The following is a 19,499-nucleotide window of genomic DNA, read 5'->3' on the forward strand; positions in this document are numbered from 1 at the left end:
AGGCCAAACCTATGAGCGAGTTGTTGTCCTCAGTCAGTGAACACCTCCTGGCACCCGGTGGCGTGACCATCGAAAGTCTGCAAACCGTGCTGGGCGATCTCGCCGGGCCGGGCGTCGATGCGGCCGACCTGTATTTCCAGGGGCAGATTTCCGAATCCTGGTCGCTGGAAGACGGCATCGTCAAGGAAGGCAGTTTCAACCTTGACCAGGGCGTCGGTGTGCGTGCGCAATCCGGTGAAAAAACCGGCTTTGCCTACAGTAATGCGATCACCCTGGAAGCCCTGGGCTTGGCGGCGCGTGCGGCACGTTCGATTTCCCGGGCCGGCCAGAACGGTACGGTGCAGGCGTTCAGCACCCAGGACGTGGCGCAGTTGTACGCGCCGGATAACCCGTTGGAAGTGATCAGCCGTGCCGAAAAGGTCGATTTGCTCAAACGTGTCGACGCGGCCACCCGCGCGCTGGACCCACGTATCCAGCAAGTGACCGTGAGCATGGCTGGCGTGTGGGAGCGCATCCTCGTCGCCTCCACCGACGGCGGGTTGGCGGCAGATGTGCGGCCGCTGGTGCGTTTCAATGTGAGTGTGATCGTCGAGCAGAACGGTCGCCGCGAGCGTGGTGGCCATGGTGGGGGCGGGCGCACCGACTACCGTTACTTCCTCGCCGACGACCGTGCGATGGGCTATGCCCGTGAGGCGCTGCGCCAGGCCCTGGTCAACCTGGAAGCGATTCCGGCGCCGGCCGGTACCTTGCCGGTGGTGCTGGGCTCGGGTTGGTCTGGCGTGTTGCTCCACGAAGCCGTGGGCCACGGCCTGGAAGGCGACTTCAATCGCAAGGGCAGTTCCGCCTACAGTGGGCGCATGGGCGAAATGGTTGCATCCAAGCTGTGCACCATTGTCGATGACGGCACCCTGGCCGGCCGCCGGGGTTCGTTGAGCGTCGACGACGAAGGGACACCGACCGAGTGCACTACCCTGATCGAAAACGGCGTACTCAAGGGCTATATGCAAGACAAGCTCAACGCTCGACTGATGGGCGTAGCGCGCACCGGCAACGGTCGCCGCGAATCCTACGCGCATCTGCCCATGCCGCGCATGACCAATACCTACATGCTTGGCGGCCAAAGCGATCCGGCGGAAATCATCGCCTCGGTGAAACGAGGCATCTACTGCGCCAACCTCGGCGGTGGCCAGGTGGATATCACCAGCGGCAAGTTTGTGTTCTCCACCAGCGAGGCGTACTTGATCGAAGACGGCAAGATTACCGCGCCGGTCAAAGGGGCGACGCTCATTGGTAACGGGCCGGAAGCCATGAGCAAGGTGTCCATGGTCGGTAACGACCTGTCACTGGACAGCGGCGTGGGCACGTGCGGCAAGGATGGGCAGTCAGTGCCGGTAGGCGTAGGCCAGCCAACCCTGAAAATTGATGCGATCACCGTGGGTGGCACGGGGTCGTAAGGACGGAGCTTCGGGTGGCGAAGACCGCCACCCGGGGAAGAGGATCAGCGCAGGCCGCGTTGAGTCTCGTCCAGCTCACGGATGTATTTGAAGATTTTACGGCTGGTGGCCGGCGCTTTGTTATGCGCCAGTTCGTGCTGGGCCTGACGGATCAGAGAGCGCAGTTGCTGGCGGTCCGCGTCCGGATAGTCCAGCACGAATTTCTCCAGCACGGCGTCATCGCCCGCGATCAGGCGGTCACGCCAACGTTCCAGGTTATGGAAACGTTCGTTGTACTGGCGAGTGGAGGCATCAGTTTGATCGAGCAAGGCCAGAATGGCGTCAATGTCCTGATCGCGCATCAGTTTGCCAATAAACATGATGTGCCGTTTACGCGCGATATTCGCGCTGTGCTTGGGCGCATCCGCCAAGGCCCGGCGCATTTCGTCGGTCAGTGGCAGTTTGGCAATCAACTCTTTTTTGAGCGTTGTGAGGCGCTCGCCAAGGTCAACCAGCGCATGCAGCTCGCGCTTGACCTGGGTTTTGCTTTTCTCCCCATCGAGGGAGTCGTCGTAAGAATCAACCATGGTGGCAGTCCGCAAAGAAACGCCGCCATGATAACCAGTCGGGGGCCGCTTGTCCGGCCCGGTCGCTCGATGGCCTTAACCGAAAGCAGAATTTGAGTGGAGAAAACCATGAGTGCAGCCCAAAGCGTCGGTCCGCAAGCGTTACCGGCACTGCAGGAACAAGTCGAGCAGATCCTTGCCGAGGCCAAGCGCCAGGGGGCCAGTGCCTGTGAAGTAGCGGTGTCGCTGGAGCAGGGGTTGTCGACGTCGGTGCGCCAGCGAGAAGTGGAAACTGTCGAGTTCAATCGCGATCAGGGGTTTGGCATCACCTTGTACGCAGGCCAGCGCAAAGGCTCGGCCAGCACCTCGGCCAGTGGCCCGGAAGCCATTCGCGAGACCGTTGCCGCTGCACTGGCGATTGCCAGGCACACGTCCGAAGATGAAAGCTCGGGGCTGGCCGACAAGGCGCTGATGGCCAGGGAAGTACAGGATTTCGACCTGTTTCACGCCTGGGACATCACCCCCGAGCAAGCCATCGAGCAGGCGCTGGTCTGCGAAGCGGCGGCATTCGATACCGATGCCCGGATCAAGAATGCTGATGGCACTACGCTGAGCACCCACCAGGGCTGCCGCGTTTACGGCAACAGCCATGGCTTTATTGGTGGTTACGCTTCGACGCGACATAGCCTCAGCTGCGTGATGATCGCCGAAGCCAACGGCCAGATGCAGCGTGATTACTGGTACGACGTGAATCGCCAGGGCAATTTGTTGGCGGACCCCGTCAGCATTGGCCAGCGCGCCGCGCAACGTGCCGCCAGCCGTCTCGGTGCGCGCCCGGTGCCGACGTGCGAAGTGCCGGTGCTATTTTCCGCAGAGCTGGCCGGTGGTTTGTTCGGTAGCTTCCTCGGCGCGATTTCCGGGGGCAACCTGTATCGCAAGTCTTCGTTCCTTGAAGGCGCCATCGGTCAGAAGCTGTTTCCAGAGTGGCTGACCATCGACGAGCGCCCGCACCTGATGGGAGCCATGGGCAGTTCGTCGTTTGACGGTGATGGCCTGGCGACCTATGCCAAGCCATTTGTCGAGAAGGGCGAGCTGGTCTCCTATGTACTGGGCACTTATGCCGGTCGCAAGCTTGGCCTGCCAAGCACCGCGAACTCCGGCGGGGTACATAACCTGTTTGTCACCCATGGTGATGAAGACCAGGCTGCGTTGTTGCGGCGCATGGGACGTGGGTTGTTGGTCACCGAATTGATGGGCCACGGCCTGAATATGGTCACCGGTGATTACTCTCGCGGTGCGGCGGGGTTCTGGGTAGAAAATGGCGAGATTCAGTTCGCCGTCCAGGAAGTGACGATTGCCGGCAATATGCGCGATATGTTCAAGCAGATCGTTGCCGTGGGGAATGATCTGGAGCTGCGCAGCAATATTCGTACGGGTTCGGTGCTTATCGAGCGGATGACTGTCGCAGGCAGCTAACCCCCTCAAACCCTCAATCAAAGGCGCGCCATCCGTGGGATGGCGCGCTTTATGGCTTGGTAACGGGATGATTAATCTCGAGCACTTGTTTTGATTCTCAATATCATTTAATAATAAATATCATTACCGAATGAGTGTGGATCATGAGTTCTGTCCTGCATGAGGATCCTTACCTGGAAAGCTGGCGTTGGATGAGTCGCCAGATTCGCTGCGGCCTCGATCCCGATGAACCACGCCTGATCGAGCATTATCTCAATGAAGGTCGGTACTTGGCGTGTTGCACCGCGACCCATCCCTGGACGATCGCCGAAACCTCGTTTCGTTTGCTGATCGACACCGCCAGTGATATTGCGCTGCCCTGGCATTGGCGTTCCATGTGCCTGGACCAGGCATGGCGCCCGCTACGCGACCTGGAAAAACTCTCCCACTGCCCATGCCGACTCAAGCGCTGGCAGACCTTCGCCTGGCAATTGGCGACCTGCCAATTGCGTCCTTCCATTTCTGTGTCTGACCTTGTGCAAGGATCCTCCGATGAGTAATACCCGTATCGAACGCGACAGCATGGGCGAGTTGAAGGTCCCCGCAGAGGCTTTGTATGGCGCCCAGACCCAGCGTGCGGTGAACAACTTTCCCATCAGCCATCAACGCATGCCGGCGCAATTCATTCGTGCGCTGATTCTGGCCAAGACCGCCGCGGCCAAGGTCAACGTCGATCTCAAGCAAATCAGCGAAGGGCAGGGCAAGGCCATTGTCGATGCCGCCCAAGGCTTGTTGGAAGGCGACTACATGCAGCACTTCCCGGTGGATATCTTCCAGACCGGTTCCGGCACCAGCTCCAATATGAACGCCAATGAAGTGATTGCCACCCTTGCCAGCCGGTTGCTCGGCGAGACGGTCAACCCGAATGACCATGTCAACTGCGGCCAGAGCAGCAACGACATCATCCCCACCACCATTCACGTCAGTGCTGCGTTGGTCCTGCATGAACAAACGCTGCCGGCCCTGCTGCACCTGGTGCAGGTGATCGAGCAAAAGGCCGAAGAGGTTCACCCGTTCATCAAGACCGGCCGTACACATCTCATGGACGCCATGCCAGTACGCATGAGCCAGGTGCTCAATGGCTGGGCGCAGCAGCTCAAGGCCAATATCGGTCACTTGCAGGACCTGCTTCCAGCCTTGCAAGCACTGGCCCAGGGCGGCACCGCCGTGGGTACCGGGATCAACGCGCACCCCGAGTTTGCCGGGCGTTTCAGCCAGCAACTGAGCCGCTTGACCGGGGTGAAGTTCACTCCAGGAACAAACCTGTTTGCGCTGATCGGCTCCCAGGACACTGCTGTCGCTGTCTCCGGCCAGTTGAAAGCCACGGCCGTCTCGCTGATGAAGATCGCCAACGACCTGCGCTGGATGAACTCGGGCCCACTCGCCGGCCTCGGTGAAATTGAACTGGAAGGCTTGCAGCCGGGCTCGTCGATCATGCCGGGCAAAGTCAACCCGGTGATACCGGAGGCCACAGCGATGGTAGCCGCCCAGGTCATCGGCAATGACACGGTGATCACCGTGGCCGGTCAATCGGGCAACTTCGAGCTGAACGTGATGCTGCCGATCATCGCCCAGAACCTGCTCAGCAGCCTTGAATTGCTCGCCAATTCCAGCCGTTTACTGGCGGACAAGGCCATTGCCAGTTTCAAGGTCAACGAGGCCAAGCTCAAGGAGGCGCTGTCGCGCAATCCTATTCTGGTCACTGCGCTCAACCCGATCATTGGTTACCAAAAAGCCGCTGAAATCGCCAAGAAGGCTTATCAGCAAGGCCGCCCGGTGATCGATGTCGCCCTCGAATACACCGACCTGCCGCGTAGCCAACTGGAGGTCCTGCTGGACCCGGAAAAGCTCACGGCCGGCGGCGTGTAATCAACGACCTGCTTTGGAGGCTCACCATGGAGCACTGGAAACGCACGATCGAACGGGCCAATCGCTGTTTTATGGCGGGTGAGCTGGTTGACGCCCGCGAGGCCTATCTGCAAGCCCTGGCCCTGGCCCAAGTGTTGTTCGAGCGCTGGGCGGATGCCGACGAAGCAGTGGCGGCTTGCGTCATTTCCCATCACAACCTGGCGGACCTGCATCTGCGCCTGAACCAGCCTGAGGAAAGCGCAGAGTACCTCTGCGCCATTCACCAGCGCCTGTTGCAGACCATGCAGGACCCGCGCCTCAGCCCGCAATTGCGCGAGGCGGCGTTGCGCCAGAGCAGCAAGACTTATGTCGAGCTGCTGAACTTCATCAGCGATCACGGCGAATACCCGCGCACGCATCGCTTGTTGGGCGTTGCTGCGCCGCAATCGACTATGTCTCACTATGGAGCACATTGATATGACTTACACCTTGCCGGCCCTGCCTTACGCCTACGATGCCCTCGAGCCGCATATCGACGCGCAAACCATGGAGATTCACTACACCAAGCACCACCAGACCTATATCAACAACCTCAACGCTGCGGTCGAGGGCACTGAGTTCGCCGGTTGGCCGGTGGAAAAACTGGTGTCCAGCGTTCATCAATTGCCGGAAACGCTGCGGGCCGCCGTGATCAATCAAGGCGGCGGGCATGCCAACCATTCACTGTTCTGGGCCGTCATGTCGCCCACCGGCGGCGGTAAGCCAGAGGGTGCGCTCGGTCATGCTATCGACGAACAACTGGGCGGCTATGATCGTTTCAAGGAAGCCTTTACCAAGGCTGCCTTGACCCGCTTCGGCAGTGGCTGGGCCTGGCTCAGCGTCACCCCGCAAAAAAAACTGGTGGTGGAAAGCAGCGGCAACCAGGACAGCCCACTGATGGCTGGCAATACGCCGATCCTGGGCCTGGACGTGTGGGAGCACGCTTACTACCTGCGCTACCAGAACCGTCGCCCGGAATACATCAATGCCTTCTACAGTGTTATCAACTGGCCCGAAGTCGCCGCCCGCTACCAGGCTGCCTTGGCCTGATACTCACCCTATAACAAGATCTAAGGCCGACTATGGGCACTGAAACACTGGCGATCAGTAGCGTGCGAATGTTTCGTTATGCGTTTGGCTCGCTGTTGCTATTGGCTGGTACCGCGTTGCTGGTGGCCCATGGGCTGGCCTGGCTGAACCTGGAGCCCCGCATCCTGCGCGCTTTGCAGGGAGGCGCGATTTGCGCGCTCGGCACGGCGTTGGGCGCGGTCCCAGTGCTGGTGATTCGGCGCATGCCGATAGCGCTGAGCGATACTCTGCTGGGGTTCGGTGCTGGTGTGATGCTGGCGGCGACCGCTTTTTCCCTTGTCGTGCCGGGTATTGCCGCGGCTGAGAGTCTGGGGCTTTCGCCTTGGGAGGCGGGTGGGCTGATCAGCTTCGGCATTATGCTGGGGGCTTTCGGTCTGTACCTGGTCGATCGCAAGGTCTCCGGTGCCAGCCCGGAAATGCTGGTGGGCACACCGGATAAACCGGTGATCCCGCCGCGTATCTGGCTATTTGTGTTTGCCATCATTGCTCACAATATTCCAGAGGGTATGGCTGTGGGTGTCTCGGCGGGTGGTGGCATGCCGGATGCCGATAGTCTGGCCATGGGCATTGCCTTGCAGGACGTACCGGAGGGCCTGGTGATTGCGCTGGTGCTCGCTGGAGCGGGGATGTCGCGGGTCAAAGCTTTTTTGATTGGCGCCGCATCAGGTTTGGTTGAGCCGGTATTTGCGGTGCTTTGCGCCTGGCTGGTGAGCCTGGCCGAGGTGTTATTGCCCTTGGGCCTGGCGCTGGCCGCCGGTGCGATGCTCTTGGTGGTGACCCACGAAGTGATACCCGAATCGCGCCGAAATGGTCACGAAAAGCTCGCCAGCCTCGGGCTGTGCATCGGGTTCTGCCTGATGATGGTGATGGATACGGCGTTGGGCTGAAGCCTGCCCCTGTATCGGCGACTACTCACCTTCATCGAATTTGTTATTGATCAGCTCAACCAAAGCGTCCATCGCTTCCTGCTCCTGCTCGCCTTCGGTCTTCAGGTGAATCTTGGTGCCCTTGCCGGCCGCCAGCATCATCATCGCCATGATGCTCTTGCCATCGACCATGGATTCCGGCGTACGACCAGCGCGGATCTGACAAGGGTACTTCCCGGCCACGCCGACGAATTTGGCTGAGGCCCGGGCGTGCAGGCCTAACTTGTTGATGATTTCAATTTCCCGAGCCGGCATCGCAGTGGTGTTCCTTTCAGCTAAGGTCGCGGTGGCGGACCTGGACGTTCTTGAGGGTTTGTTGCAATACCTGGCCCAGCCGTTCGGTCAGATAGACGGAGCGGTGGTGGCCGCCGGTGCAACCAATGGCAATGGTGACGTAGGCGCGATTGCTCGCGGCGAAGCGTGGCAACCATTTGAGCAGGTAGCTGGAGATATCCTGGAACATCTCTTCCACATCCGGTTGCGCAGCCAGGTAGTCTGCCACAGGCTGGTCCAGCCCGGACTGATCGCGCAACTCTGGCTTCCAATAGGGGTTGGGCAGGCAGCGCACATCGAACACCAGGTCGGCATCCACCGGCATGCCACGTTTGAAGCCGAATGATTCGACCAGGAATGCAGTGCCGGGCTCGGGCTGGTTCAGCAGGCGCAGCTTGATCGCATCGCGCAACTGATACAGATTCAGGTTGGTGGTGTTGATCTTGAGGTCGGCCAGATCAATGATCGGCCCGAGCAGCTTGGTCTCGTCCTCGATGGCTTCAGCCAGGGAGCGGTTGGCGCTGCTGAGTGGGTGGCGGCGACGAGTTTCTGAGAAGCGTTTGAGCAATGTTTCTTCGTCGGCATCCAGGTACAGCACATCGCAATGAATATGCTTGGCGCGCACCTCTTCCAGCAGTTCCGGGAACCGCGAGAGGTGGCTGGGCAGGTTGCGGGCATCGATAGACACGGCGACCAGAGGTTGCGCCAATTCAGTATGGATCAGTGCGCGTTCTGCCAGCTCCGGCAGCAGGCCGGCGGGCAAATTGTCGATGCAATAGAAACCGTTGTCCTCAAGGACATTGAGGGCGGTGCTTTTACCTGAGCCGGAACGGCCGCTGACGATGATCAAACGCATGATTACTGCCCGTTTTGTTCATCCAAGACGACCTGATAGAGCGCCTCATTGCTGCTGGCACTGCGCAGTTTGTCACGTACTTCCTTGCGGTCGAGCATGCTGGCGATCTGCCGGAGCAGCTCCAGGTGCGCATCGGTGGCAGCTTCCGGGACCAGCAGCACGAACAGCAGGTCGACCGGGGCGCCATCGATGGCGTCGAAATCGATGGGTTTTTCCAAATGCAGCAGCGCACTGACAGGCGTGTCGCAGCCTTTAAGGCGGCAATGGGGAATCGCAATGCCGTTGCCAAAACCTGTCGAACCGAGTTTTTCACGGGCAATCAGGGCCTCGAAGACATCTTGCATCTCCAGTTCAGGCACTTGGCTACTGATCAGGTTGGCAATTTGCTCGAGGGCTTTCTTCTTGCTGCCGCCCGGCGCGTTCACAAGGGAACGGCCGGGGGTCAGGATGGTTTCAAGTCGGATCATGGGGGGAGAGTTAACGACCTGTACCTTGCATCAGGTGCAGATTCTTTTCCTTATGCTTTATGAGTTGGCGGTCGAGCTTGTCGTAGAGCGAGTCAATCGCCGCGTACATGTCTTCATGTTCTGCATTGGCAACGAGCTTCGCATTCGGTACGTGGAGGGTGGCCTCGATTTTCTGCTTGAGCTTATCGACCTCCATGATGACCTGCACGTTGGTGATCTTGTCAAAATGCCCCGCAAGCTTGTTCAGCTTGCTCTCGGTGTACTCACGCAGGGGCTTGGTGACTTCCAGTTGGTGTCCACTGATGTTGACTTGCATACAGCTTCTCCTTCGTTGCCAGTGCATAAAGCGGCAGGCAAAACGCCTGCCACTGGAACGCTGTGGCCTGCCCGTCACATCAAACGCTTACGCTCGCTGGAAGGCGCGATCCCAAGGGACTCGCGGTACTTGGCGACGGTTCGACGGGCGACCTGAATGCCTTGTGCCTCCAGTAAACCAGCGATCTTGCTGTCACTCAACGGCTTTTTCTGATTTTCCGCGGCAACCAGTTTTTTGATGATCGCGCGGATCGCCGTGGAGGAGCATTCACCGCCCTCGGAGGTGCTGACGTGGCTGGAGAAAAAGTATTTCAGCTCATAAATACCCCGTGGGGTATGCATGAATTTCTGCGTGGTCACCCGGGAAATCGTCGATTCATGCATGCCGACCGCTTCGGCGATATCGTGCAGGACAAGAGGCTTCATGGCTTCGTCGCCGTATTCCAGGAAACCGCGTTGGTGCTCGACGATCTGGGTCGCGACCTTCATCAAGGTTTCGTTGCGGCTTTGCAGGCTCTTGATGAACCAGCGCGCTTCCTGCAACTGGTTGCGCATGAAGGTATTGTCGGCGCTGGTATCTGCGCGGCGCACAAAACCGGCGTATTGCGGGTTGACCCGCAGACGGGGTACCGATTCCTGGTTCAGTTCGACCAGCCAGCGTTCGTTGTCCTTGCGCACGATCACGTCAGGGACAACATATTCAGCCTCGCTGGATTCGATCTGCGAGCCGGGGCGCGGGTTGAGGCTCTGCACCAGCTCGATGACCTGGCGCAACTCGTCTTCCTTGAGCTTCATGCGGCGCATCAGCTGGCTGTAGTCGCGACTGCCCAGCAGATCGATGTAGTCCGACACCAGGCGTTTGGCTTCGGCCAGCCAAGGCGTTTTGGCCGGCAGTTGGCGCAGTTGCAGCAGCAGGCACTCGCTGAGAGTGCGGGCGCCTATGCCTGCGGGCTCGAATTGCTGGATGCGATGCAAGACGGCTTCGATTTCGTCCAGCTCGATGTCCAGCTCCGGGTCAAAGGCCTCTAGGATTTCGTCGAGGGTTTCGTCCAGGTAGCCCTGGTTGTTGATGCAGTCAATCAGGGTGACCGCGATCAGGCGATCGGTGTCGGACATCGGTGCCAGGTTGAGCTGCCACAGCAGGTGGCTCTGCAGGCTCTCGCCGACAGAGGTGCGGGTGGTGAAGTCCCACTCGTCATCATCATTGCTCGGCAGGCTGCTGGCGCTGGTCTGGTACACGTCCTCCCATGCAGTATCCACGGGAAGCTCGTTGGGAATGCGTTCGTTCCATTCGCCGTCCTCGAGGTTATCCACCGTAGGGGCGGTTTCCTGATAGGAAGGTTCCTGCACATCGGGGTTGGGTTTTTGCTCGATGTTATCGGCCAGCGGGTCGGCATTGTCGAAGTCGTCGCCTTCTTCCTGGCGTTCGAGCATCGGATTGGACTCCAGGGCCTCCTGGATTTCCTGTTGCAGGTCCAGGGTCGACAATTGGAGCAGGCGGATGGCCTGTTGCAGCTGCGGTGTCATCGTCAGCTGCTGGCCCATTCTCAGGACTAGCGATGGTTTCATGGCAGGGGCTTAACACCTTATTCGCCGGCGCAATGCGCCATCCACGACAGGGCGCGTGAGCGCCAAACATAAGCAAATTATATGCCTGATCTCGGGGCCTTTGCCTAGAGCGCGGTAACAATAAAAAAACTAAGGTTTCTATTGACTCCTGCGCGCTCCCGGGAAAGGCGCGAAACCACTGCGCCTACAGGCGGAACTCGTGACCCAGATACACTTCCTTGACCAGCTCGTTGGCCAGGATAGTCTCGGCATCGCCTTCGGCAATCAGCTGGCCATCGTTGACGATATAGGCAGTTTCGCAAATATCGAGGGTTTCACGGACGTTGTGGTCGGTGATCAGTACACCAATTCCCTTGGCCTTGAGGTGGTGGATGATCTGCTTGATATCGCCCACCGAGATCGGGTCGACACCGGCAAACGGTTCATCCAGCAGGATGAACTTCGGTGCGGTCGCCAGGGCGCGGGCGATTTCTACGCGGCGACGCTCGCCACCGGACAGGCTCATGCCGAGGTTGTCGCGAATGTGGTTGATGTGGAATTCCTGCAGCAGGCTTTCCAGCTCTTTGCGGCGGCCATCGCGATCGAGTTCCTTGCGGGTCTCCAGGATCGCCATGATGTTGTCGGCCACCGACAGTTTACGGAAGATCGACGCTTCTTGCGGAAGATAGCCGATACCTGCCCGCGCACGACCATGCATTGGCTGGTGGCTGACATCCAGATCGTCTATCAATACCCGACCCTGGTCGGCTTGGACCAGCCCGACGATCATATAGAAGCAGGTAGTCTTGCCGGCACCGTTGGGGCCGAGCAAGCCGACGATCTGGCCGCTGTCGATCGACAGGCTGACGTCACGTACAACCTGGCGGCTTTTATAGGCCTTGGCCAGGTGCTGGGCTTTCAGGGTCGCCATTACTCGGCCTTCTTCTTCGGCTGGATAACCATGTCGATACGCGGACGAGGTGCGGTGACCTTGTTGCCATTGGCGCGACCGGCCTGGGCGACCTGGGTCTGGGTGTTGTAGACGATTTTCTCGCCTTCGGTCGAGTTGCCGTCGGCGCTCAGCACCTTGGCCTGGTCGATCAATACAATGCGATTTTGCTGGGCATGGTATTGAATGGTCTTGCCGTAGCCCTTCATCGGGCCTGGATCTTGTGCCTTCTGCTTCTGTTCGAAGTAAGCGAGGTTGCCCACTGAGGTCACGACATCGATATCGCCGGCCTGGGTACGCGTCAGGGTCACCGTATTACCGGTGATCTTCATCGAGCCCTGGGTGATGATCACGCCGCCGGTGTAGGTGGCAACACCTTGTTTGTCATCCAGCTGAGCATCGTCAGCCGAGATGTGGATCGGTTGCTGGCTATCGTTCGGCAGAGCCCAGGCGCTCACGCTTCCCAGTGCTGCGCCCAGACCGAGCAAAATAGGGAGGGTTTTAACGAGCCTCATACTGTCCTCTTACGTTCGATAGCAGGTGTATCCTGCTTTCTTTCAAATACGCTTTCATTCCCTTGCCAGTCGATACACCGCCAGCGCCGTCGATTCTAACGTCTTGCTCGGTCTGCGCATATTGCTTCTGTGGGAATACCGTCATGCGACTGCTGGTAATGATGGTGTCGCGGTTCTGCGCGTCTGTACGTGCGACGCGCACCGAGTCGATCAGTTCAACTTCGGTGCCGTCCGGGTTGACCTCGCCACGTTTGCTGGTGACGTGCCATGGAAATTCGGTGCCGCGATACAGGTTCAGGTCCGGATTGGTCAGCAGGCTGACTTCCGAGGCCTTCAAGTGCTCGACCTTGTCCGACGTCATTTCATATTGCACCTTCCCATCGGGCAGATACTGGATGCTGTAGGCGTTCGTGGCGTAATAGTCGATAACGCCTTCGTCAACCTGCGCAACAGGCTTGTCGAGAAAGCGCCCCGGGCTGATATTCCAGTAGCCCACCGCCAGGAGCAGCGCGGCGATGACCCCGAATAACAGGAAGTTGCGGATCTTTTTACTCAGCATATAACGCTCTATAGGTAGGCGGCGTGGGCCGCTTCAAGACTGCCCTGGGCACGCAGGATCAACTCGCAGAACTCGCGGGCGGCACCCTCGCCGCCACGGGCGGTGGTGATGCCATGGGCGTGTTCGCGTACAAACGCCGCGGCATTCGCGACGGCCATGCCCAGGCCCACCCGTCGAATCACCGGCAGGTCGGGCAGGTCGTCACCCAAATAGGCGACCTGTTCATAGCTTAGGTTGAGTTGGCCAAGAAGCTCGTCCAGCACCACCAGTTTATCCTCACGGCCCTGATACAGGTGAGCAATCCCCAGGTTTTGTGCGCGGCGTTCCACAACCGGTGTCTTTCGACCACTGATAATCGCCGTTTGCACACCGGCCGCCATGAGCATCTTGATGCCCTGGCCATCGAGGGTGTTGAACGTCTTGAATTCGCTGCCATCTTCGAGGAAGTACAGGCGGCCATCAGTCAGCACGCCGTCAACGTCGAAAATCGCCAGCTTGATGTTTTTACCGCGTTGCAACAGGTCGCCGTTCATCTACATCACTCCTGCGCGCAGCAAGTCGCCAAGGTTAAGGGCCCCGACCGGGCGATCATCGTTGTCGACGACGATGAGTGCGCCGATCCGGTGGTCTTCCATGATTTTCAGCGCTTCCGCTGCGAGCATTTCAGCGCGGGCGGTCTTGCCGTGAGGTGTCATGACGGCGTCGATGGTTGCAGTGTGGATATCAATAGTGCGGTCCAGGGTTCGACGCAGGTCGCCGTCGGTGAATATCCCGGCCAGGCGCCCATCGGGTTCGAGGATCGCCGTCATGCCCAGGCCCTTGCGGGTCATTTCCATCAGCGCATCCCTGAGCAGGGTGCCGCGTGGAACGCTTGGCAGTTCGGCGCCCGAATGCATGACATTCTCCACTTTCAGCAGCAGGCGACGGCCGAGCGCGCCGCCGGGGTGGGAAAATGCGAAGTCTTCGGCGGTGAAGCCGCGGGCCTCCAGGAGCGCCACGGCCAGCGCATCGCCCATGACCAGCGCCGCGGTGGTGGAGGAGGTGGGAGCCAGGTTCAGCGGGCAGGCCTCGTGGGTCACATGCACGTTCAGGTTGACGTCGGCAGCCTTGGCCAGCGTAGATTCAGGGTTGCCGGTGAGGCTGATCATCTGGATGCCCAGACGCTTGATCAGGGGTAACAGGGTCACGATTTCGTTGGTGGTGCCGGAGTTGGACAGCGCCAGGATCACGTCATCCTTGGTGATCATTCCCATGTCGCCATGGCTGGCTTCGGCCGGGTGCACGAAAAACGCGGTGGTCCCGGTACTTGCCAAGGTGGCGGCGATCTTGTTGCCGACGTGGCCGGACTTGCCCATGCCGACCACGACAACGCGGCCCTTGCTGGCCAGAATCATCTCGCATGCGCGTACGAAATCTGCGTCGATATGGGCCAGCAAACCTTCTACGGCTTCAAGCTCGAGGCGGATAGTACGTTGTGCAGATTGAATAAGCTCGCTGGATTGGCTCATGTCTGAATCGTATAGCCTGACGAAAAGTCGGCGATTATAGCTGTAATGATCAATTCGCTCACGTAAGTTCGTCAGGGTTTGTGCGCGAAGTACATGAAAATCATCGTCGGTAACATAGGAGGCAACGTTTTTTCCCTGTCCCAAATCTGAACGAGCGCTGTTCCGGCCTTGGGCGCTCTGTACCAGCAGTGATATAGTTCGCCGCCAGTTCGGTCCACCCAACCCATGTACCTAACTATTGCGCATCCTTTGCAAACCAAAGTCGCACACATGGTGTCTGAGTGAAAGGCTGCATCCCAAGGAGATTAGATGAGTGCCGATAACGCCTACGCGGTCGAGCTGAAGGGTCTTTCCTTCAAGCGCGGGACGCGCAGCATCTTCAATAACGTCGATATTCGCATTCCTCGCGGCAAGGTCACGGGCATCATGGGGCCTTCCGGTTGCGGCAAGACCACCCTGTTGCGCCTGATGGGCATGCAACTTCGGCCCAGTGCGGGCGAAGTGTGGGTCAATGGCCAGAATCTGCCGACCCTGTCGCGCAGCGACCTGTTCGATGCGCGCAAGCATATGGGCGTGCTGTTCCAGAGCGGCGCGCTGTTCACCGACCTCGATGTTTTCGAAAACGTAGCCTTCCCGCTGCGGGTGCACACCCAGCTGTCCGATGAAATGATTCGTGACATCGTGTTGCTGAAACTGCAGGCCGTGGGCCTTCGTGGTGCCATCGACCTGATGCCCGACGAATTGTCCGGCGGCATGAAGCGCCGTGTCGCCCTGGCGCGAGCCATCGCCCTCGACCCACAGATCCTCATGTACGACGAGCCGTTCGTTGGCCAGGACCCGATCGCCATGGGCGTGCTGGTGCGCCTGATCCGTCTGCTCAACGATGCGCTGGGGATCACCAGTATCGTGGTGTCTCACGATTTGGCCGAAACCGCGAGCATCGCCGACTACCTCTATGTAGTGGGTGATGGCCAAGTGCTGGGGCAGGGTACGCCTGAAGAGTTGATGAACGCCGATAACCCGCGCATTCGCCAATTCATGACCGGCGATCCCGATGGCCCGGTGCCTTTTCACTTTCCGGCAGCGGACTACCGCTCAGATCTTCTGGGGAAGCGCTGATGCGCAAGACATCTCTCATCGAGAAGGTTCGCCTTTTCGGTCGCTCGGGTATCGACATCGTCGAAGTCCTGGGGCGTTCGACCATTTTCCTGTTCCACGCCCTGCTGGGCCGCGGCGGCATCGGCGGCGGCTTTGGCCTGCTGCTCAAGCAGTTGCATGCAGTCGGCGTGATGTCCCTGGTGATCATCGTGGTCTCCGGGGTGTTCATCGGCATGGTGCTGGCGCTGCAGGGCTTCAACATCCTGTCCAGCTACGGTTCGGAGCAGGCGGTAGGCCAGATGGTGGCCCTGACCCTGCTGCGTGAGCTTGGCCCGGTGGTCACCGCCTTGTTGTTCGCGGGGCGTGCAGGTTCGGCGTTGACTGCCGAAATCGGCAACATGAAGTCCACCGAGCAGCTGTCCAGCCTGGAAATGATCGGCGTGGACCCGCTCAAGTACATTGTTGCCCCGCGCCTGTGGGCCGGCTTCATTTCCCTGCCATTGCTGGCGATGATTTTCAGCGTGGTGGGTATCTGGGGTGGTTCGTGGGTGGCGGTTGACTGGTTGGGTGTCTATGACGGCTCCTACTGGGCCAACATGCAAAACAGCGTGACCTTCACCGGTGACGTGCTCAACGGCATCATAAAGAGCATTGTCTTTGCCTTTGTGGTGACCTGGATCGCCGTATTCCAAGGCTATGACTGCGAGCCCACCTCAGAAGGGATCAGTCGCGCCACCACCAAGACCGTTGTGTACGCCTCGTTGGCGGTACTGGGCCTTGACTTCATTTTGACCGCCTTGATGTTTGGAGATTTCTGATGCAAAACCGCACTGTGGAAATCGGTGTCGGCCTTTTCTTGCTGGCTGGCATCCTGGCTTTACTGTTGTTGGCCCTGCGAGTCAGCGGCCTTTCGGCCAGCCCCACCGCCGATACATATAAACTTTACGCGTACTTCGACAATATCGCCGGTTTGACGGTCAGAGCTAAAGTGACCATGGCCGGCGTTACCATCGGCAAGGTCACGGCAATCGATCTGGATCGCGACAGCTTCACCGGGCGGGTGACCATGCAGTTGGACAAGAAGGTAGATAATCTGCCGACTGACTCCACGGCATCTATCCTCACTGCGGGTCTGCTGGGCGAGAAATACATCGGTGTCAGCGTGGGCGGGGAAACAGCCCTGCTCAAGGATGGTTCGACCATCCACGACACGCAGTCGTCGCTGGTGCTTGAAGACCTGATCGGTAAATTCCTGCTCAATACGGTCAATAAAGACGCTAAATGAGGAATCTGTTCATGATCTCTACCTTGCGACGTGGCCTGCTGGTACTGCTTGCAGCGTTGCCGCTGATGGCCAACGCGGCAGGTTCTGCGCACGATTTGGTGCAGGACACGACCAGCCGGATGCTGGCCGACCTGAAGGCTAACAAAGAGCAGTACAAACAAGACCCTTCCCGGTTCTACCAAGCACTCAACACCATTGTTGGCCCGGTGGTCGATGCCGAAGGCATTTCCAAAAGCATCATGACGGTCAAGTATTCGCGCAAGGCAACCCCGGCGCAGATGCAGACGTTCCAGGAAAACTTCAAGCGTGGCCTGTTCCAGTTCTATGGCAACGCTCTGCTGGAATACAACAACCAGGGCATCGTCGTTGACCCTGCCAAGGAGGAGTCGGGCGACCGTGCCGAGGTCGGGATGAAAGTCTCCGGCAGCAATGGCGCGATCTATCCGGTGTCCTACACCCTGACGAAAATCAACGGTGAATGGAAGCTGCGCAACGTGGTCATCAACGGCATCAACATCGGCAAGCTGTTCCGTGACCAGTTCGCCGATGCGATGCAGCGCAATGGCAATGATCTGGACAAGACCATCAATGGTTGGGCCGGTGAAGTTGCCAAGGCCAAGGAAGAAACCGACAAAGCTGCCGGGAAGCCTGCGCAATGACCGAGTCGGCTGTTCGTATCGGCGACGCCGGCGAGCTGTTCCTCAGCGGCGTGCTGGATTACCGTACCGGGCCTGACCTGCGTAAGCAGGGCCAGGCGCTGATCAAGGCCAGCAAGGCGCCCGAAGTGGTGCTCGATTGCTCGGCGGTGACCAAATCCAGCAGTGTCGGCCTGTCGTTGTTGCTGTGCTTCATGCGCGATGCCGAGGCGGCCAGAAAGCCGGTCAGCATCCGCGCATTGCCCGAAGACATGCGTGAGATTGCCCAGGTTTCTGGTCTGACCGAGCTGCTGGCGCATCCTTAAGACACACTTTCAGGAAAGCCCCCCGTCAGAGTCCTGCTATGCGGGGTTCGCAGGCGCGGGGCTTTTTTGTATGATGTGCGACCCGTGCGCACTGGGCGCCGATAGAGGTTGAGCATGCAGGCCAACGAAGTTAAAAGCTTCCTTGAAGAAAAGCTGGCGGAAAACTTTTCTTCACAAGTGCAGGTTGAAGTTGAAGGCGAAGGCTGCAACTTCCAGCTGAATGTGATTAGCGATGAACTGGCGGCGTTGAGCCCGGTCAAGCGTCAACAGCAGATCTATGCCCATTTGAACCCGTGGATCACCGATGGCAGCATCCACGCGGTCACTATGAAATTTTTCAGCCGCGCGGCCTGGGCCGAGCGCACCTGAGCCCCCAAGGCGTCGAGATTCTTATGGATAAATTGATTATTACCGGCGGTGCCCGCCTCGATGGCGAGATCCGCATTTCCGGTGCGAAAAACTCCGCCTTGCCGATCCTGGCAGCAACCCTGTTGTGCGACGGCCCGGTGACGGTGGCCAACCTGCCGCACCTGCACGACATCACCACCATGATCGAGCTGTTCGGTCGCATGGGCATTGAGCCTGTGATCGACGAGAAACTGTCAGTCGAAATCGACCCGCGAACCATCAAGACTTTGATCGCTCCGTACGAATTGGTGAAAACCATGCGTGCGTCGATCCTGGTACTCGGCCCGATGGTTGCCCGTTTCGGTGAAGCCGAAGTGGCCCTGCCTGGCGGTTGCGCCATTGGTTCGCGTCCGGTCGACCTGCACATCCGTGGCCTGGAAGCCATGGGCGCGATCATCGACGTCGAAGGCGGCTATATCAAGGCCAAGGCGCCGGAAGGCGGCCTGCGTGGTGCGAACTTCTTCTTTGATACCGTCAGCGTAACCGGTACCGAGAACATCATGATGGCCGCTGCCCTGGCCAAAGGCCGCAGCGTGCTGCAAAACGCCGCACGTGAGCCGGAAGTGGTCGACCTGGCCAACTTCCTCAACGCCATGGGTGCGAAAGTTTCCGGTGCTGGCACCGACACCATCACCATTGATGGTGTAGAGCGTCTGCACACTGCCACCTATAAAGTCATGCCGGACCGTATCGAGACTGGTACCTACCTGGTCGCCGCTGCCGTCACCGGTGGTCGTGTGAAGGTCAAGGACACCGATCCGACCATCCTTGAAGCCGTCCTGGAAAAACTCAAGGAAGCCGGCGCAGAAATCACCACCGGTGAAGACTGGATCGAGCTGAACATGCACGGTAAGCGGCCAAAGGCCGTCAACGTGCGTACAGCTCCATACCCGGCCTTCCCGACCGACATGCAGGCGCAGTTCATCTCCCTGAACGCGATTGCCGAAGGCACCGGTGCCGTGATCGAGACCATCTTCGAAAACCGCTTCATGCATGTGTATGAACTGCACCGCATGGGCGCCAAGATCCAGGTCGAAGGCAATACCGCCATCGTCACCGGCATCGACAAGCTCAAGGGCGCGCCAGTGATGGCTACCGACCTGCGTGCCTCGGCCAGCCTGGTGATCTCGGCACTGTGCGCCGAAGGCGACACCCTGATCGACCGCATCTACCACATAGACCGTGGCTACGAGTGCATCGAGGAAAAACTGCAGATGCTCGGCGCAAAAATCCGCCGCGTACCGGGCTAACCCCCGCTGCACTGTAGGAGCGAGCTTGCTCGCGAAAAACTCATGTACACCGCGTTGACTCTGAGTAAACGCGTTATCGTTGACGTTCTTC

25 protein-coding genes are annotated in these 19,499 nt (G+C 59.1%); 14 read left to right on the forward strand and 11 right to left on the reverse strand.

Going from position 1 to position 19,499, the window contains the following annotated elements:
* Window positions 1-11 precede the first annotated feature (11 nt).
* Entirely contained in the window at window positions 12-1,454 is a 1,443-nt protein-coding gene (tldD, locus tag KVH01_RS00350) for a metalloprotease TldD (protein WP_217880089.1), read from the forward strand.
* A 44-nt stretch (window positions 1,455-1,498) separates the two neighbouring features.
* Here the strand turns inward: tldD and yjgA are convergent, their stop codons facing one another.
* A complete protein-coding gene (yjgA, locus tag KVH01_RS00355) occupies window positions 1,499-2,020 on the reverse strand; it encodes a ribosome biogenesis factor YjgA (RefSeq protein WP_046070919.1) in 522 nt (173 codons plus the stop codon).
* Between the two features lie 108 nt (window positions 2,021-2,128).
* Between yjgA and pmbA the strand changes: the two genes are divergently transcribed.
* The 6 genes from pmbA to KVH01_RS00385 all read left to right on the forward strand — a co-directional run bounded on the left by pmbA (window position 2,129) and on the right by KVH01_RS00385 (window position 7,377).
* The gene (gene pmbA / locus KVH01_RS00360; RefSeq protein WP_217880090.1) at window positions 2,129-3,475 is read left to right on the forward strand and encodes a metalloprotease PmbA; all 1,347 of its coding nucleotides are present in this window, start codon (window positions 2,129-2,131) and stop codon (window positions 3,473-3,475) included.
* Window positions 3,476-3,618: 143 nt separating this feature from the next.
* Entirely contained in the window at window positions 3,619-4,014 is a 396-nt protein-coding gene (locus tag KVH01_RS00365) for a FagA protein (RefSeq protein WP_217880091.1), read from the forward strand.
* Entirely contained in the window at window positions 4,007-5,383 is a 1,377-nt protein-coding gene (locus KVH01_RS00370; RefSeq protein WP_217880092.1) for a class II fumarate hydratase, read from the forward strand. Before KVH01_RS00365 ends, KVH01_RS00370 begins: the two co-directional genes overlap by 8 nt.
* A gap of 26 nt (window positions 5,384-5,409) precedes the next feature.
* Complete coding sequence (locus KVH01_RS00375; protein ID WP_043050752.1) at window positions 5,410-5,838, forward strand: hypothetical protein; 429 nt, start codon at window positions 5,410-5,412, stop codon at window positions 5,836-5,838.
* 1 nt (window position 5,839) lies between these two features.
* Complete coding sequence (locus KVH01_RS00380) at window positions 5,840-6,451, forward strand: superoxide dismutase (protein WP_043050753.1); 612 nt, start codon at window positions 5,840-5,842, stop codon at window positions 6,449-6,451.
* A gap of 32 nt (window positions 6,452-6,483) precedes the next feature.
* Window positions 6,484-7,377 carry a ZIP family metal transporter gene (locus KVH01_RS00385; RefSeq protein WP_217880093.1) on the forward strand — a complete coding sequence of 298 codons (894 nt, stop codon included), beginning with the start codon at window positions 6,484-6,486 and terminating at the stop codon, window positions 7,375-7,377.
* Window positions 7,378-7,398: 21 nt separating this feature from the next.
* Here the strand turns inward: KVH01_RS00385 and KVH01_RS00390 are convergent, their stop codons facing one another.
* The 10 genes from KVH01_RS00390 to KVH01_RS00435 form a co-directional block, all read right to left on the reverse strand.
* Window positions 7,399-7,671 carry an HPr family phosphocarrier protein gene (locus KVH01_RS00390; protein WP_217880094.1) on the reverse strand — a complete coding sequence of 91 codons (273 nt, stop codon included), beginning with the start codon at window positions 7,669-7,671 and terminating at the stop codon, window positions 7,399-7,401.
* A gap of 16 nt (window positions 7,672-7,687) precedes the next feature.
* On the reverse strand, window positions 7,688-8,545 hold the full coding sequence (gene rapZ, locus KVH01_RS00395) for an RNase adapter RapZ (protein ID WP_043050756.1): 858 nt from the start codon (window positions 8,543-8,545) through the stop codon (window positions 7,688-7,690).
* Window positions 8,546-8,547: 2 nt separating this feature from the next.
* Window positions 8,548-9,012 carry a PTS IIA-like nitrogen regulatory protein PtsN gene (ptsN, locus tag KVH01_RS00400; protein WP_043050757.1) on the reverse strand — a complete coding sequence of 155 codons (465 nt, stop codon included), beginning with the start codon at window positions 9,010-9,012 and terminating at the stop codon, window positions 8,548-8,550.
* Window positions 9,013-9,022: 10 nt separating this feature from the next.
* Window positions 9,023-9,328 carry a ribosome hibernation-promoting factor, HPF/YfiA family gene (gene hpf, locus KVH01_RS00405; protein WP_003171804.1) on the reverse strand — a complete coding sequence of 102 codons (306 nt, stop codon included), beginning with the start codon at window positions 9,326-9,328 and terminating at the stop codon, window positions 9,023-9,025.
* Between the two features lie 74 nt (window positions 9,329-9,402).
* Window positions 9,403-10,896, reverse strand: coding sequence for an RNA polymerase factor sigma-54 (locus tag KVH01_RS00410; protein WP_043050758.1), 1,494 nt, complete (start codon window positions 10,894-10,896; stop codon window positions 9,403-9,405).
* Window positions 10,897-11,080: 184 nt separating this feature from the next.
* Window positions 11,081-11,806, reverse strand: coding sequence for an LPS export ABC transporter ATP-binding protein (lptB, locus tag KVH01_RS00415; protein WP_005784841.1), 726 nt, complete (start codon window positions 11,804-11,806; stop codon window positions 11,081-11,083).
* On the reverse strand, window positions 11,806-12,339 hold the full coding sequence (gene lptA, locus KVH01_RS00420) for a lipopolysaccharide transport periplasmic protein LptA (RefSeq protein ID WP_217880095.1): 534 nt from the start codon (window positions 12,337-12,339) through the stop codon (window positions 11,806-11,808). Before lptA ends, lptB begins: the two co-directional genes overlap by 1 nt.
* Window positions 12,326-12,898, reverse strand: a complete 573-nt coding sequence (lptC, locus tag KVH01_RS00425) for an LPS export ABC transporter periplasmic protein LptC (RefSeq protein WP_043050760.1) — start codon at window positions 12,896-12,898, stop codon at window positions 12,326-12,328. The genes lptA and lptC overlap by 14 nt, the downstream gene beginning before the upstream one ends.
* Window positions 12,899-12,906: 8 nt before the next feature.
* Window positions 12,907-13,431, reverse strand: a complete 525-nt coding sequence (locus KVH01_RS00430) for a KdsC family phosphatase (RefSeq protein WP_056845505.1) — start codon at window positions 13,429-13,431, stop codon at window positions 12,907-12,909.
* Window positions 13,432-14,406 (reverse strand): KpsF/GutQ family sugar-phosphate isomerase, encoded by a 975-nt coding sequence (locus tag KVH01_RS00435; RefSeq protein ID WP_043050762.1) that lies wholly within the window; start codon window positions 14,404-14,406, stop codon window positions 13,432-13,434.
* 309 nt (window positions 14,407-14,715) lie between these two features.
* Between KVH01_RS00435 and KVH01_RS00440 the strand changes: the two genes are divergently transcribed.
* From KVH01_RS00440 to murA, 7 genes are all read left to right on the forward strand, one after another.
* Window positions 14,716-15,525 carry an ATP-binding cassette domain-containing protein gene (locus tag KVH01_RS00440; RefSeq protein WP_003216128.1) on the forward strand — a complete coding sequence of 270 codons (810 nt, stop codon included), beginning with the start codon at window positions 14,716-14,718 and terminating at the stop codon, window positions 15,523-15,525.
* Entirely contained in the window at window positions 15,525-16,322 is a 798-nt protein-coding gene (mlaE, locus tag KVH01_RS00445; RefSeq protein WP_043050763.1) for a lipid asymmetry maintenance ABC transporter permease subunit MlaE, read from the forward strand. Before KVH01_RS00440 ends, mlaE begins: the two co-directional genes overlap by 1 nt.
* A complete protein-coding gene (gene mlaD / locus KVH01_RS00450) occupies window positions 16,322-16,789 on the forward strand; it encodes an outer membrane lipid asymmetry maintenance protein MlaD (protein ID WP_003171814.1) in 468 nt (155 codons plus the stop codon). Before mlaE ends, mlaD begins: the two co-directional genes overlap by 1 nt.
* 11 nt (window positions 16,790-16,800) lie before the next feature.
* Window positions 16,801-17,448, forward strand: a complete 648-nt coding sequence (locus KVH01_RS00455; RefSeq protein WP_043050764.1) for an MlaC/ttg2D family ABC transporter substrate-binding protein — start codon at window positions 16,801-16,803, stop codon at window positions 17,446-17,448.
* Window positions 17,445-17,750, forward strand: coding sequence for an STAS domain-containing protein (locus KVH01_RS00460; RefSeq protein WP_043050765.1), 306 nt, complete (start codon window positions 17,445-17,447; stop codon window positions 17,748-17,750). Before KVH01_RS00455 ends, KVH01_RS00460 begins: the two co-directional genes overlap by 4 nt.
* A gap of 114 nt (window positions 17,751-17,864) precedes the next feature.
* Window positions 17,865-18,119, forward strand: a complete 255-nt coding sequence (locus KVH01_RS00465; RefSeq protein WP_128588490.1) for a BolA family protein — start codon at window positions 17,865-17,867, stop codon at window positions 18,117-18,119.
* Between the two features lie 23 nt (window positions 18,120-18,142).
* Window positions 18,143-19,408: a UDP-N-acetylglucosamine 1-carboxyvinyltransferase gene (murA, locus tag KVH01_RS00470; protein WP_046070935.1), complete on the forward strand. Its 1,266-nt coding sequence runs from the start codon at window positions 18,143-18,145 to the stop codon at window positions 19,406-19,408.
* The last annotated feature ends 91 nt before the right edge of the window (window positions 19,409-19,499 follow it).

The organism is Pseudomonas khavaziana (assembly GCF_019145205.1).
GTDB lineage: Bacteria > Pseudomonadota > Gammaproteobacteria > Pseudomonadales > Pseudomonadaceae > Aquipseudomonas > Aquipseudomonas khavaziana.